Source organism: Rhodobacter sp. (genome assembly GCA_020637515.1).
In the GTDB taxonomy this organism is placed as follows: Bacteria; Pseudomonadota; Alphaproteobacteria; order Rhodobacterales; family Rhodobacteraceae; genus Pararhodobacter.
In genome coordinates, this window is record JACKKG010000001.1 from 615,439 (window position 1) to 629,033 (window position 13,595).

Below are 13,595 nucleotides of genomic sequence, written 5' to 3' on the forward strand. Positions count from 1 at the left end.
TCGCCCCAACATGCGCCATGCCAGCCCCGAATCGCGGCCCGTGATTCGACAGCTCGACGATGCCGCCGCGAACCGGATCGCGGCGGGCGAGGTGGTGGAACGGCCGGCCTCGGCGGTCAAGGAACTGGTGGAAAACGCGCTGGACGCGGGCGCGACGCGGGTGCGGGTGGATATCGCGGGCGGCGGCAAGACGCTGATCCGCGTCACCGACGATGGCCACGGCATGACCGCGCAGGACCTTCCGCTGGCCTTGAGCCGGCACGCGACATCGAAGATCGACGGCTCGGACCTGCTGGACATTCACACCTTTGGCTTTCGCGGCGAGGCGCTGCCCTCGTTGGGTGCGGTCGGCCGCCTGACCATTGCCAGCCGGGCCGAGGGGCACGAGGGCGCGCAGATCGCCGTCGCGGGCGGCCAGATCGGGCCGGTGCGCCCGGCCGCTCTCAATCGCGGCACCCAGGTCGAATTGCGCGACCTGTTCTATGCCACGCCCGCGCGGCTCAAGTTCCTGCGCTCGGATCGGGCGGAAATGCAGGCGATCACCGACACGATGCGCCGGCTGGCCATGGCCGAACCCTATGTCGGCTTCACCCTGCATGACGCGGACGCCGCGCGCGAGATTCTGCGCGTCGATGCCGAACAGGGCGAGCTGTTCGACGCGCTGGGCACCCGTCTTGCGCGGCTGATGGGGCGCGAGTTCACCGACAACGCGCTGCGGCTGGATCTGGAGCGCGACGCGGTGCGGCTGTCCGGCTTTGCCGCGCTGCCGACCTATTCGCGCGGCGCGGCGGTGGCGCAGCATATCTTCGTCAACGGTCGTCCGGTGCGCGACAAGCAACTGATCGGCGCGCTGCGGGCCGCCTATATGGATGTGCTGGCCCGGGACCGGCACCCGGCGGCGGTTCTGTTCATCGACTGTGACCCGCATCTGGTCGATGTGAACGTCCACCCCGCCAAGGCCGAGGTCCGGTTCCGCGACCCCGGCCTGGTGCGGGCGCTGATCGTGACCGGCATCCGTCACGCGCTGGCCGGGGCCGGCCACCGGGCCTCGGGCACGGTTGCGACGGCGACGCTGGGCGCCCTGCGTCCCGAACCCGCCGCGCCGATGGCGCCGCGAATCTATCAGATGGATTTCGCCAGCCGCCCGGGTCTGGCCGCGATCCAGCGCAGCTATGACGCCCAGGCGCCCGTGGACCTGGCGGAAGCGCCCCAGCCCTATGCCGCCGCCCGGGTCGAGCCCGCGCAAGGCCCGACCGACGCCCCCCTGGGCGCCGCCCGCGCGCAGGTGCACGAGAATTACATCATCGCCCAGACCCGCGACGGGATCGTCATCGTCGATCAGCACGCGGCCCATGAGCGGCTGGTCTATGAGCGCCTCAAACGGCAGATGGCCGAACACGGCGTCACCGCGCAGGCGCTGCTGATCCCCGAGATCGTGCCCCTCAGCGCCGGCGACGCGCGCCGCCTGCTGGACCATGCCCAGGATCTGGCGCGTCTGGGCCTGGTGCTGGAACCCTTTGGCGGCGACGCCATCGCCGTGCGCGAAACCCCCGCCGCGCTGGGCCGCTGCGATGCGCGCGGTCTGGTGCTGGACATCCTGGATGAGCTGTCCGACCTGGGCCAGACCCAGGCGCTGGGCGCGCGCATCGACGCCGTGCTCAGCCGCATGGCTTGCCACGGCTCCATCCGGTCCGGCCGCCAGATGCGGGCCGAGGAAATGAACGCCCTGCTGCGCGAGATGGAAGCGACGCCGCTCTCGGGCCAGTGCAACCACGGGCGGCCCACCTATGTCGAACTGAAGCTCGACGATATCGAAAAGCTGTTTGGCCGGCGATGACCCTCGACTTTTCCGATCCGCTGGTTTTGGCGGCCCTGGCCGCCGGGGTGGTCCTGCTGGTGCTGCTGCTGATCCTGCACGCCGTGATGAAGGCCGCGCGCGGCACCGCGCCCCTGCAATGGCAGATGGGCGAACTGGGTCGCCGGGTGCAGGCCCTGAACGACAGCCAGCAGCATCTGGCGGGCGGCTTGCACCACGTCAGCGAGGCGCAGGCCAAATCGCAGGCGCAGATGTTGCACCTGATGGAACAGCGCCTGTCCGAGGTGTCCGATACCATGGGCGAGGCGCTGGAAGGCAGCGCCGTGCGCACCGCGCGCAGCCTGGGCGACCTGCACGCCCGTCTGGAAGCCATCGACAAGGCGCAGGAAAATATCGAGAAACTGTCCGGCAACGTGCTGTCGTTGCAGGACATTCTGTCGAACAAACAGGCACGCGGCGCGTTCGGCGAAATCCAGTTGCATGACATCGTGTCGCGCGCCCTGCCCTCGGACAGCTATACGATGCAGGCGACGCTTTCGAACGGCCGCCGCACGGACTGCCTGGTGCACCTGCCCAAGCCGCCCGGCCCCATCGCCATCGACGCCAAGTTCCCGCTGGAACCCTACGAGGCCCTGCGCAACGCCACCACCGAGGCCGAGGTGCAGGAGGCCCGTCGCCAGATGCGCACGGCGATCCGCCATCACATGCGCGCCATCGCCGACCGTTATATCCTTGAGGGGGAAACCGCCGACGGCGCGCTGATGTTCCTGCCCTCCGAGGCGGTCTACGCCGAATTGCACGCCAATTTTCCCGAACTGGTGCGTGAAGGATTCGCGCTGCGCGTCTGGACCGTTTCGCCCACCACCTGCATGGCCACGCTGAACACCCTGCGCGCGGTGCTGAAAGACGCGCGAATGCGCGAACAGGCCGGCGCGATCCGGCGCGAGCTCAGCGAGTTGGGCAAGGATATCGACCGCCTGGGTCTGCGGGTTGAAAATCTGGATCGGCATTTTTCGCAGGCGCAAAAAGATGTCGCCGAGATCCGTATTTCTGCCGACAAGGCCGGCCGCCGCTCGCGCCGCCTGGACAATTTCGATTTCGAGGAATTGGCCCCCGAAACCCCCGTCTTGCCGCTGCGCGGTGACGGCTGAAAATCCGTCTGGAAAAGGCGACATTTTCGGTCGTTTTATTTTGACGGTTGTTTCGGCTGGGATCGCGGGCTGGCCCAGGGACCTCTTGCGCCGGCCGCGGCGCGCCTGGGGAATTCTCGCCGGGTTGCGGTGGTATATACCGTCGCAGCCTGAAATTTATCGGTTGTCAGGGTAAACGCGCGGCCTATAGTCATGAACTGACTTTGTCGCCAATTCTTGTCTGACGCTACCATCGACGTTTTGTCCCCCGGGCGAACCTGATTATTTCGAACGATATGGCAAGGGTTCGATGGGGTCGTTTCGGCGCTCTCTTGAAAGGAATTCCTGCCATGTTGAAATCCGCAATCAGCTCTGCCGCCATCGCGCTTGTCACGCTTGCGCCACTGGCCGCGATGGCCGACACGACCTGCGATCGGGGCGCGTTCCGCCGCGACTGGACCATGAGCATCGATTCCAACGCGAACCCGGAAACAATCGCCTGCTCGCTCAGCTTCATCAACAGCTATGGCCGGTTCGAGGGCACCTGCCACGACCTGTCCTCGACCGGCCCCACCACCCCCCCGGACGAGATCTACTCCAGCATTTCGGGCCGGCTGATCCTGGATGCCGACTGCCACTTCACGGGATCGGTGACGGTGGTCGATCCGCTGGCCACCTGGACCGTTCCGCTGGAAGGCTACGCCTGGTCAGGGGTCGCGGGCCTGCCGCAAATGGCAACCGGTTTCGGCAGCCTGGATATTTCGGGATACACCGCGCACATGTCCTTTACCATGATCCGCCGGCTGTGGAATTCGGGCGTGGCAATCATCACCCCGCCGCCGGCCTGATCCCGGGTGCGCGACCACCGCCCGCGATGGTCGCGCGTCCGTTCCCTGCGCCGATAAGCCAATTCACCGAGTGCCGAGTGTAACGATGACCAGAAATACCCTGACTGCCGCGCTTTTTGCAGTGACCGCCCTTTCGCCGCTGGCGGCCGCTGCCGATACCACCTGCGACCGGGGCGCGTTTCGCCGGGACTGGACAATGCTTGGCGTGATGAACGCAGACCCGGATTCCCTGGCCTGTAGCGTCAGCTTCTACGACAATTGGGGACGGTTCCAAGGGACCTGTATGGGCCTGAGGGCAACCGAAACGCCGCCGACCATGTATCAGTCGATCTCCGGGCTTCTGGTGTTGGAGAACGACTGCCATTTTACCGGGTCGGTCACCTTCGGCAGCAATGGCGGCGCCATGACCGTTGCGGTCGAGGGGTATGCCTCGTCGGCGGCGGGCGGGCTGCCGCAGGCGGCGGTCGCAATCGGCAGCATCGAGGTTTCGCCGGGCGTCGTCTGGCACCTGTCCTTCAATATGGCGCGCCGGATGTGGAATTCGGGCGTGGCGATCATCACCCCGCCGCCGACCTGATCGCCGCCGCGCCGCAACAGCGTGAATGGGGGCGCCGCCGCGGTGCCCCCTGTTCCGTTCAGGCGCGCACATCCACCACGACGCGGCCCTGCACCTGGCCTTTCAGGATCGCCTGGCCCAGCGCCGGCAGGTCGGCCAGCGTGGCGGGGCGGATCATCCGTTCCAGTTGATCCAGCGGCAAGTCGCGCGACAGCCGCGACCAGGCGCGCACCCGGTCGGCATAGGGGCGCATGACGGAATCGATGCCCAGCAGGTTCACGCCCCGCAGCAGGAACGGAATGACCGTCGCCGGCAGCGCCGCGCCCCCCGCCAGCCCGACCGAGGCCACCGACCCGCCATACTGCATCTGCCCCAGAACCCGCGCAAGCATCGCGCCGCCAACGGCATCAATGCAGCCCGCCCAGGTCTCGGCCTCGAGCGGGCGCTTCACCGTTTCGGCAAGCTCGGCGCGCGGCACGACGCGCGTGGCCCCCAGGCTTTGCAGATAGGCCTGGGTTTCCGGGCGCCCCGTGACGGCGGCGACCTGATAGCCCAGATGCGCCAGGATCGCCACCGCGACCGAGCCGACACCCCCCGCCGCGCCGGTGACCAGCACCTCGGCCGTGCCGGGCGCCAGGCCGTGATCTTCAAGCGCCGTCACCGCCAGCATCGCGGTGAAACCCGCCGTGCCAATGGCCATCGCCTGCCGCGTGGTCAATCCCTGGGGCAGGGGCACCAGCCAGTCGGCCTTGACCCGGGCGCGGGTGGCGTAACCGCCCCAGTGCACCTCGCCCACGCGCCAGCCGGTCAGGATCACCTGGTCGCCCGGCGCATAGCGCGGATCGTCCGAGGTTTCGACCGTCCCGGCAAAGTCGATGCCCGGCACATGCGGGTAGGTCCGCACCAACCCCCCGCCCGAGGTCAGGCACAGCCCGTCCTTGTAGTTCAGCGTCGAATACTCGACCGCGACGGTGACGTCTCCGGCGGGCAGGCGGTCGTCATCAAGCGACCGCACAGCCGCATGGGTTGCGCCGGCATCGTCCTTTTCCACGACAAGGGCTGTGAACATGGGCCATCCTCCATCTGATGGCCCATGCCATAGCACGCGCCGCCGGCCAAAGTCAGGGCCTGAGATACGCCCAGCCCTGTTGCTGCAATTCGATCAGATGCACCGCTCCCGAGGGCACGACATGGGCCTCGGCCAGCAGCGCGATCTCGTGCCCGGCCTGCCGCTGCATTCCCTGCAACGTGTTGTTGCAGGCCTGGAAGCTGACGTTGGGGTGCTCCATCGACATCTGCGCCACCCGGTCGGCGACCGGCGAGGTGTCGGCGCGCAGCATGTTCAGACCCGGGCCATAGGTGACGATCTCGATCTCGACCTCTTCGCCCTGGCTCTGGTAATAGCTGACGATATTGTTGGCGTTGTTCAGCGCCATGTTCATGCGCGCCGGATCGTTGTCATCGACGTGAATCGCGACGCGGTTGACCTCGGCCCCGGCGGCGAGGGGGGTGGCCAGCGCCACGAAAGCCGCAAGCCCGAGTCCGCGCAGCGCGCGGGTGGCAAGTGTCGTCATCGGTATCCTCCCTGAATGAAGCGCGTCCTCCCAAACACGCGGACCGACAGCTTGGCCGCAATCGCCTCATCACGCAAGCATATGCATATCCGAATGAAAAAGCGGCCCCGCACCGGGGGGCCGCTCTGTCGTTGCCGGGATTGGCCCCGTCACTCTGCGAGTCACTCTGCGGGGACGGCCCGTTGCGTGCGCGGCGCGCCGAAATGGCGGCGGTTCAGCGTGAACACCAGCGCAATCATGGCGAATTGCGAGGCCAGCGCGATCGCGACCAGCACCCAGTAGACGGCGCTGAACTTGTCCACCAGGCCGACGGCCACCATCCCCTTGTGGATGAAGAACTGCATCAGCACCGTGAACCCGACGCCGGGGCAGACCAGGGCATAGCTCATGACCGAGGTTTCGCGCCCCCAGATGAACCGCCGGCCATAGCTGTGCCGATTCAGGATCAGGAACCCGAACAGCCCGAACAGCACCTGGATCGACACCATCTTGGCCAGGAACATGAAGGTCTGCGCATCGGTGGCATGGCCTTCGAACTGGGTGCCCAGCCCGTGCGTCTGGCGCATCATCAGGATGCCCAGGATGGTCATCAACGGGATCAGGATCATCAGCGTCGGCGCGGTTTCGGCGGTGGTGCCGTGATCCAGCATCGACCGGATGCCCAGGACAAGCGCGATACCGGCGATCAGGATTGCGGTGACCATCAGAAAGGTGCTGACCACGATCGAGGTGCCGACCACCGCGACATTGCCGCTCATTGCGGCCGGGGCGGCCATGCCGACGCCGATCATGGCAAAGGCAAAGGCCGGCAGGATCTGGCCAAAGCTGTTGTTCGCGGCAAAGTTGAAGCCGCCCTCGACCTTGATGCGGGCGATGAAGTGGCCATACAGCTTGAACGCCAGAACGGCGATCAGGATGAAGGCCGCCAGCGCCACCGGAAACAGGTATTCCACGACGGCCCAAAGGCCCGGCACGAACACCAGCCCGGCGATGAACACCCCGTTCACCGACATCGCAAGCGCCAGCGGCATCGCCATCAACTGGCTTTGCGCGTTGGTCTTGCTGAAGGCGGCGAAGGCCTCGGTGTGCCGCCAGGTGCTGTAGCGCGACAGGTTCCAGACCAGCGACTTCAGGTTCAGCAGGACGAACAGCGCGATCCCGGCCATGGCGGCGGCGATCATCGCCTGTTTCAGCGGGCTGCCGGCCTGAAAGGCGGCCTGGATGTCCTCGAACACCGGGACGGTCTTTCCGGGGTGCGGCACCCAGAACATCAGCCACATGAAGAATGTCACCGACAATCCGCCGGCACCAAGGGAAGACAGGAAATACATCGGGTTGTAAGTGTCCGAGGGACGGGTCGGGGTCATGACTGGCTCCTTAATATTCCAAATTCGGAATGTGTTACGAATTCCGAATCAAGAATTCGATTGGCCAGATTGTCGCAGCTGCAATGACCTCAGAGGTCCCGCACAAAGGTGATCGAGGTCGCCCGGGCGTAGCCTTCGTGCGCGGTGCGCGCCACCTCGCGAAACCCCATGGCCCGAAACGCGGCCTGATTGCGCGTCAACTCGACCCGCACTTGCAGCGTCACCGCAGGCAGGCCCAGCGCCCGCGCCCGACGCACCGCGTGGTCCACCATCACCCGCGACAGGCCGCGCCCGCGTGCGTCCTCGGCCACGGCCAGCTTGCCCAGATACAGCGTGCCCGGCTTTTGCGTCAGGATCATGCAGGCCAGGGGTCCGTCCCCCAGCACCCACAGTTCGTTGCGCACCGCGTCCCGGCGCAGATCGTCCGGCGTCATCCGCATCATGGACGAGGGCGGATCGATCACCCCGTCCATATAGGCAAAACTCGCCAGCAGCAGCGCATGGACGGGCGCCATGTCCTGATCCCCGTCCAACCGGCGCGGCACCAGCCGCTCCATGAAGATCGAGGACGGGCTCTCGCCATAGCCGCCGAACGGCCCGCGCCGCGTGAACCCGTGGCGCGCATAGAGCGCCAGCGCCTCGGTGTTCCGGGGCCCGGTTTCCAGATTGATCGGCAGGGCACGCGCCTTGGCCTCGGCGATCAGGCGGGTCAACAGGGCCCCGGCGGTCCCCCGGCCCCGGGCCCTGGGGGCGACGAACATCGACTTCACTTCGGCATGGTCCGGACGCAGCGCCAGTGCCGCGGTGCCGACGACCTGACCGTCGAGCGCGGCGGTGAAGAACAGGATGTCGGGCGCGCACAGGGCGTCGATCGACAGGTGGAAATTTTCCTCGGGCGGATACAGGCTTTGCAGATAGGCAAGGCTTTGGCGCAGCAGCGCGCTGGCCTGGGGGCTGCGGGGGGAATCGGCGGAAACGGTCAGCGGCATGGCACCCTCGGATCTGGCGCAAGGCTGGGCCAGCCCCCGCGCGCCGTCAATCCCCCAGCGACCCCCATATCTTGTGGATAACCTGCAAGATTCCGCCACATGCGGGCCGGGTTCCTTGACTCATCCGGTGCGGGTTCCCAAACTGCGCGCCAGTCTGCCCGAGAGTCCCGTGCATTTCACCCGCCTGCGCCTGAACGGTTTCAAAAGCTTCGTGGACCCCACCGAACTGGTGATCCGCGAGGGGCTGACGGGCGTTGTCGGCCCCAATGGATGCGGCAAGTCCAACCTGCTGGAAGCGTTGCGCTGGGTGATGGGCGAAAACCGCCCCACCGCGATGCGCGGCGCGGGGATGGAGGACGTGGTCTTTGCCGGCACCAAGTCGCGCGCCGCCCGCGCCTTTGCCGAGGTCGCGCTGACCCTGGACAACGCGGACCGGCTGGCGCCCGCCGGGTTCAACGACACCGACGCGCTGGAAGTGACGCGGCGCATCACGCGCGACGCGGGTTCCGCCTACAAGCTGAACGGCAAGGACGTGCGCGCGCGCGATGTGCAGATGCTGTTCGCAGACGCCTCGACCGGGGCGCACAGCCCGGCGCTGGTGCGGCAGGGGCAGATTTCCGAACTCATCAACGCCAAACCCAAGGCCCGCCGCAGGGTGCTGGAGGAAGCCGCCGGGATTTCCGGCCTGTATCAGCGCCGGCACGAGGCCGAGCTCAGGCTGAACGCGACGGAAACGAACCTCGAAAGGGTCGGCGACACGGTCGAACAACTGGCGCAGCAGTTGACGGTGCTGGCGCGCCAGGCCCGGCAGGCCGCGCGCTACCGTGAGATCGGTGTCGAGCTGCGTCGCAACGAGGGGATGATCCTGTATCGCCGCTGGCGCGAGGCCTCGCAGGCGCGCGCGCAGGTGCAATCCGCCCTGGCCGAGGCCGTGGCCCTGGCCGCCGCCGCCGAACGCGCCGCGCGCGAGTCCCGCGCCGCGCGCGAGGGCGCCGAGGATCGCCTGCCCCCCCTTCGCGAGGAAGAAGCGATCGCCGGTGCCATCTTGCAGCGTCTGCATGTCCAGCGCGACACCTTGACCGATCAGGAAGCCCGCGCCCGCGAGGCCGTGCAAACCCTGATGGCCCGGATCGAGCAGCTCAGGATGGATGCCCAGCGCGAGGCTGGCCTGGCGACCGACGCCGACGAAAGCATCGCGCGTCTGCGCTGGGAGGAAGAGCAACTCGCCCGCGCCTCGGACGGGCATGACGAGAAACTGGCCGAGGCGGTCGAGGCCGCGCGCGAGGCCTCGGATGTGCTGGCCGACATCGAGGCCCATCTGACCGAAGCGACCGAGGATGTCGCCCGTCTGGCCGCGCGCCACCAGTCGCTGACCCGCCAGGCCGCCGAGGCCCGCACCGAAGGGGCCCGCGCCGCCGCCGGGGCCCAGCGCGCCGCGGACGAGGCCGCGCAGGCCGCCGCCACGGTGGAAAACGCCCAGGCCGCGCAGGATCACGCGGCCGAGGCCCGCGATGCCGCGCAGGACCTGCTCGAGGCCGCCGAGGAGACCCTGTCCGAGACCGAAGCCGCCCGCGCCGAGGCCCAGTCCGTCGAGGTCGAATCGCGCGCCGCCCGCGCCAGCGCCGAGGGCGAGGTGACCGCGCTGTCCGCCGAACTGACCGCACTGGATCGGTTGATCGCCCGCGACACCGATGCCGGCGGCGCAATTCTGGAACAGATCCGCGTGGAACCCGGGTTCGAACGCGCCTTGGGGGCGGCACTGGGTGACGATCTCAATGCCCGCGCCGCCGAACAGGGCACCGGGTGGCGGGCGCTCGCGCCCTATGCCGACGCCGCCCCCCTGCCCGCCGGCGTCCAGCCCCTGGCGCAGCACGTCCGCGCGCCCGCCGAGCTGACGCGCCGCCTGTCGCAGGTGGGGCTGGTCGCGGCCGATCAGGCCGCCGCGCTCCATTCCGCGCTGCGCCCCGGCCAGCGGCTGGTGACCCCCGCGGGCGACCTGTGGCGCTGGGACGGCCTCATGCAGCGGGCCGAGGACGCGCCCAGCGCCGCTGCCCTCAGGCTGACGCAGAAGAACCGGCGCGACGCGCTGCGCGTCGAACTGGACCAGGCCGAGGCCCGTCTGCACGCCGCGCGCGATGCCCACCAGACCCGCCAGGCCCGGTTGCAGCAACTGACCGATGCCGACCGCATGGCGCGCGATGCCCGCCGGGCCGCCGAAACCCGCCTGACCGAGGCCCTGCGCGCCCTTTCCCGCGCCGAGGCCGACGCCAGCCTCGCGCAGTCGAAGCGCGAAAGCGCGGAGTTGGCGCTCGAACGGATGCAGGCCGAGGCCGAGGCCGCCGAAACGCGCCTGATCCAGGCCGAAGAGGCGCTGGCGGGGATCGACGATCTGGACGCCGGGCGCGCGCGTCTCGAAACCATCCGCACCCAGGTCGAGGCCGCGCGCATGGCAATGCTCGCCCGTCGCGCCGCCCAGGACGAGATCCGCCGCGAGGGCTCTGCCCGCCGCGCCCGCGCGCAAGAGGTCGCCCGTGACATCCAGGGCTGGACCGCGCGCAAGACGACCGCCGCCGACCGCATCGCCGATCTCGAACGCCGCGCCGACGAGGCCCAGGACGACCTGGCCGAGGCCACCGCCGCCCCTGAGGAAATCATCGCCCGGCGCGAGGAACTGTCCGAAGCCATCGCCGAGGCCGAGGCCCGCCGCACCGCCGCCGTCGAATCGCTGCTAGCGGGCGAAAGCGCGCTGAGGGCGGCCCAGGAATCCGAACGCGCCGCCGAACGCCACGCCGGCGAAAGCCGCGAGGCCCGCGCCCGCGCCGAGGCCCGCGTCGATGCCGCCGGCGAAGCCGTCGCGCTGGCCGCGAATCGCATCGCGGACGAGTTGGACACCACCCCGCAGGGCCTGCTCAATCAACTGGCCCTCAGCGCCGAGGACATGCCACCCTCGGACCATCTGGAAACCGAGATCGCGCGCCTGAAACGCGCCCGCGACGCGCTGGGCGCCGTCAACCTGCGGGCCGAGGAAGACGCCCGCGCCGTGGCCCAGGAACATGACACGCTGGTCACCGAAAAGGCCGACCTTGAGGCCGCCGTGGCCAAGCTGCGCTCTGGCATCGCGGCGCTGAACCGCGAGGGGCGCGAGCGGCTGCTGGCGGCCTTCGATCAGGTGAACACCAATTTCATGACGCTGTTCACCCATCTGTTCAACGGCGGCGAGGCCCGCCTGGTGTTGGTGGAATCGGACGACCCGCTCGAGGCCGGGCTGGAAATCCTCTGCCAGCCACCGGGCAAGAAACTGTCCTCGCTCAGCCTCTTGTCGGGCGGCGAACAGACACTGACGGCGCTGGCGCTGATTTTCGGCGTGTTCCTGGCCAACCCCGCGCCGATCTGCGTGCTGGACGAGGTGGACGCGCCACTCGACGACGCCAATGTGGTGCGTTTCGCCGATCTCCTGGACGAGATGACGCGCCGCACCGAGACCCGGTTCCTCATCATCACCCACAACGCGCTGACCATGGCGCGCATGGATCGGCTGTTTGGCGTGACGATGGCCGAACAGGGCGTCAGCCAGTTGGTCAGCGTGGACCTGAAACACGCCGAGGCCCTGGTCGCCTGACCGCCCCTTCTTTGTGCCGCAAATATCCCGGGGGGTGAATTTGCGCAGCAAAGAGGGGGGCTGGCCCCCCTTCCTCTGCCTGCCGCGCTGTGGCACATCGGGATGACAGACATAGGCCACCCCATGCCCGATTATCCCGCTCTCGCCGCCACGATCCGCGCCCTCACTCATGACGAGACCGACCCCGTCGCCCTGATGGCCACCCTCGCGTGCGAGGTGCACCACGCCGACGACCGCTTCGACTGGACGGGCTTTTACCGCGTCACCGAACCCGGCGTGCTGAAGATCGGCCCCTATCAAGGCGGGCACGGCTGCCTGGTGATTCCCTTCGACAAGGGCGTCTGCGGCGCGGCCGCCCGCACCGGGCAGGTGCAGCTGGTCCCCGACGTCGATGCCTTTCCCGGCCATATCGCCTGCGCCTCCAGCACGCGGTCGGAACTGGTGCTGCCGGTCTTTGGCCGGGGCGGCACCCTGATCGGGGTCTTCGATCTGGACAGCGACCGGCCCGATGCCTTCACCTGGGACGACGCGCGCGAACTGGCCGCGATCCTTCAGGAAACCTTTGCAGGAGTGTGAGATGGTCCATCTGTGGGTCCGGGCCGAGCAGCGCCCCAACGAGGAACGCGTCGGCCTGACGCCCGAGGGCGCGGCCACGCTGATCGCCCGGGGGTTCCGCGTCACCATCGAGGACAGCCCCACCCGCGCCCTGCCCCTGCAACCTTACCTGGACGCCGGCTGCGAGGCGGCGCCCTTTGCAAGCTGGCCCGCGGCCCCGGCCGATGCCATCGTTTTCGGGCTGAAGGAACTGCCCGACGACGGCACGCCCTTGCACCACCGGCATATCCTGTTCGGTCATGCCTATAAGGGGCAGCCCGACGGCCCCGCGCTGCTGGCCCGGTTCCAGGCCGGCGGCGGCACGCTTTTCGACCTGGAATCGCTGGTGGACGACACCGGCCGCAGGGTCGCCGCGTTCGGCTATTGGGCCGGGTTCGCGGGCGCGGGCGTCAGCGTGCTGGCCTGGACCGCGCAGCAGGCGGGCGGCCTCTGCCCGCCGGTCCGCCGCTGGGCCGACAAGACCGCGATGATCGCCGATCTGGCGGCGCGGCTGGGCGATGCCCGGCCCAGCGCCCTCATCATCGGTGCGCTGGGCCGGGTGGGCAGCGGCGCCGCCGACCTGTGCACGGCGCTGGGCCTGCCTGTCACACGCTGGGACGTGGCCGAAACCGCCAACGGCGGCCCCTTTCCGCAGGTGTTGGCGCACGCTTTGTTCTTCAACTGCATCCTCGCGCGCCCGGGCTGCCCGGTCTTTGTGCCGGCGGACAGCGGCACCCGGCCCCGTGCGCTGCGGGTCATCGGGGACATCGCCTGCGACCCGGGCAGCGCCTACAACCCGGTGCCCGTCTACGACCACGCAACCGATTGGGCGCACCCGGTGGTGCGGGTGCACGACGCACCCCCCCTCGATGTGATGGCGATCGACAACCTGCCCTCGTTGCTGCCGGTCGAATCGTCGCGGGATTTCGCCGCGCAATTGCTGCCGCACCTGCAAGGGCTGGACCGCCCGGACCAGGGCGTCTGGGCCCGGGCCGAAGGCGAATTCCGCCGCTTCACGGCCTGATGGCCCCGCAGGGGTTCACCTCGGCCCGATAAGCAGGCATAGAGAACGGTCCGGCGCCCCTTTTGCCCGGCGTATACT

The 13,595-nt window shown here is 68.6% G+C and carries 11 protein-coding genes and 1 pseudogene; 7 read left to right on the forward strand and 5 right to left on the reverse strand.

Annotation, left to right across the window (positions count from 1 at the left end; all coding sequences use genetic code 11):
* Window positions 1–10: 10 nt before the first annotated feature.
* The 4 genes from mutL (at window position 11) to H6900_02990 (ending at window position 4,371) form a co-directional block, all read left to right on the forward strand.
* The gene (mutL, locus tag H6900_02975; GenBank protein MCC0072233.1) at window positions 11–1,837 is read left to right on the forward strand and encodes a DNA mismatch repair endonuclease MutL; all 1,827 of its coding nucleotides are present in this window, start codon (window positions 11–13) and stop codon (window positions 1,835–1,837) included.
* Window positions 1,834–2,967, forward strand: coding sequence for a DNA recombination protein RmuC (rmuC, locus tag H6900_02980; GenBank protein MCC0072234.1), 1,134 nt, complete (start codon window positions 1,834–1,836; stop codon window positions 2,965–2,967). Before mutL ends, rmuC begins: the two co-directional genes overlap by 4 nt.
* Before the next feature lie 329 nt (window positions 2,968–3,296).
* On the forward strand, window positions 3,297–3,794 hold the full coding sequence (locus H6900_02985; GenBank protein MCC0072235.1) for a hypothetical protein: 498 nt from the start codon (window positions 3,297–3,299) through the stop codon (window positions 3,792–3,794).
* 121 nt (window positions 3,795–3,915) lie between these two features.
* Window positions 3,916–4,371 (forward strand): hypothetical protein, encoded by a 456-nt coding sequence (locus tag H6900_02990; GenBank protein MCC0072236.1) that lies wholly within the window; start codon window positions 3,916–3,918, stop codon window positions 4,369–4,371.
* 58 nt (window positions 4,372–4,429) lie between these two features.
* On the opposite strand, the gene H6900_02995 is transcribed toward H6900_02990, so the two are convergent.
* From H6900_02995 to H6900_03015, 5 genes and pseudogenes are all read right to left on the reverse strand, one after another.
* Window positions 4,430–5,419 carry an oxidoreductase gene (locus H6900_02995; GenBank protein MCC0072237.1) on the reverse strand — a complete coding sequence of 330 codons (990 nt, stop codon included), beginning with the start codon at window positions 5,417–5,419 and terminating at the stop codon, window positions 4,430–4,432.
* Between the two features lie 52 nt (window positions 5,420–5,471).
* Complete coding sequence (locus H6900_03000) at window positions 5,472–5,924, reverse strand: DsrE family protein (GenBank protein ID MCC0072238.1); 453 nt, start codon at window positions 5,922–5,924, stop codon at window positions 5,472–5,474.
* Window positions 5,925–6,085: 161 nt separating this feature from the next.
* The gene (locus H6900_03005; GenBank protein MCC0072239.1) at window positions 6,086–7,291 is read right to left on the reverse strand and encodes a hypothetical protein; all 1,206 of its coding nucleotides are present in this window, start codon (window positions 7,289–7,291) and stop codon (window positions 6,086–6,088) included.
* An 89-nt stretch (window positions 7,292–7,380) separates the two neighbouring features.
* The gene (locus H6900_03010; protein ID MCC0072240.1) at window positions 7,381–7,848 is read right to left on the reverse strand and encodes a GNAT family N-acetyltransferase; all 468 of its coding nucleotides are present in this window, start codon (window positions 7,846–7,848) and stop codon (window positions 7,381–7,383) included.
* Window positions 7,834–8,280, reverse strand: a pseudogene (locus tag H6900_03015) (GNAT family N-acetyltransferase). Before H6900_03015 ends, H6900_03010 begins: the two are co-directional and overlap by 15 nt.
* A gap of 169 nt (window positions 8,281–8,449) precedes the next feature.
* Between H6900_03015 and smc the strand changes: the two are divergent.
* The 3 genes from smc (at window position 8,450) to H6900_03030 (ending at window position 13,517) form a co-directional block, all read left to right on the forward strand.
* Entirely contained in the window at window positions 8,450–11,899 is a 3,450-nt protein-coding gene (gene smc / locus H6900_03020) for a chromosome segregation protein SMC (protein MCC0072241.1), read from the forward strand.
* A gap of 123 nt (window positions 11,900–12,022) precedes the next feature.
* Window positions 12,023–12,475, forward strand: a complete 453-nt coding sequence (locus H6900_03025) for a GAF domain-containing protein (GenBank protein MCC0072242.1) — start codon at window positions 12,023–12,025, stop codon at window positions 12,473–12,475.
* 1 nt (window position 12,476) lies between these two features.
* Window positions 12,477–13,517, forward strand: coding sequence for a saccharopine dehydrogenase (locus tag H6900_03030; GenBank protein MCC0072243.1), 1,041 nt, complete (start codon window positions 12,477–12,479; stop codon window positions 13,515–13,517).
* Window positions 13,518–13,595: the final 78 nt, after the last annotated feature.

What these genes read in the sequence shown, in the direction of transcription:
- mutL (MCC0072233.1), top strand. Translation starts at nt 11, where the DNA reads ATGCGCCATGCCAGCCCCGAATCGCGGCCCGTGATTCGACAGCTCGAC.
- H6900_03030 (MCC0072243.1), top strand. Translation starts at nt 12,477, where the DNA reads ATGGTCCATCTGTGGGTCCGGGCCGAGCAGCGCCCCAACGAGGAACGC.
- H6900_02985 (MCC0072235.1), top strand. Translation starts at nt 3,297, where the DNA reads ATGTTGAAATCCGCAATCAGCTCTGCCGCCATCGCGCTTGTCACGCTT.
- H6900_03010 (MCC0072240.1), bottom strand. Translation starts at nt 7,848, where the DNA reads ATGGAGCGGCTGGTGCCGCGCCGGTTGGACGGGGATCAGGACATGGCG.
- H6900_03005 (MCC0072239.1), bottom strand. Translation starts at nt 7,291, where the DNA reads ATGACCCCGACCCGTCCCTCGGACACTTACAACCCGATGTATTTCCTG.
- H6900_03025 (MCC0072242.1), top strand. Translation starts at nt 12,023, where the DNA reads ATGCCCGATTATCCCGCTCTCGCCGCCACGATCCGCGCCCTCACTCAT.
- H6900_03000 (MCC0072238.1), bottom strand. Translation starts at nt 5,924, where the DNA reads ATGACGACACTTGCCACCCGCGCGCTGCGCGGACTCGGGCTTGCGGCT.
- rmuC (MCC0072234.1), top strand. Translation starts at nt 1,834, where the DNA reads ATGACCCTCGACTTTTCCGATCCGCTGGTTTTGGCGGCCCTGGCCGCC.
- H6900_02995 (MCC0072237.1), bottom strand. Translation starts at nt 5,419, where the DNA reads ATGTTCACAGCCCTTGTCGTGGAAAAGGACGATGCCGGCGCAACCCAT.